Source organism: Pantoea stewartii subsp. stewartii (assembly GCF_008801695.1).
Taxonomy (GTDB): Bacteria; Pseudomonadota; Gammaproteobacteria; order Enterobacterales; family Enterobacteriaceae; genus Pantoea; species Pantoea stewartii.
This window is the reverse complement of the sequence record NZ_VZPF01000330.1, coordinates 1-246: the sequence shown is the minus strand read 5'-3', so window position 1 is coordinate 246 and position 246 is coordinate 1. Positions and strand designations below refer to the sequence as shown.

The window sequence follows — 246 nt, the reverse complement described above, 5'->3', positions numbered from 1 at the left end:
ACCGTAACGCGGGGTCGCAGCTGCCACCGGCGGTGTGGTTCGCGTACTCGCCGGACAGGAAAGGTGTTCATCCACAACAGCACCTTGCGGGATACAGTGGTATCCTGCAGGCGGATGCGTACGGTGGTTATAATGCGCTGTACGAAGATGGCCGCATAACCGAAGCAGCCTGCATGGCGCACGCCCGGCGAAAAATCCACGACGTGCATGCCCGGACACCGACCGACATCACCACCGAAGCGCTGA

The 246-nt window shown here is 61.4% G+C and carries 1 protein-coding gene; it reads left to right on the top strand.

Annotated features, from left to right (window positions below; translation table 11 throughout):
* On the top strand, nt 1-246 hold a 246-nt coding region (locus tag F7Q90_RS26430; RefSeq protein WP_151161248.1), incomplete at both ends, for an IS66 family transposase.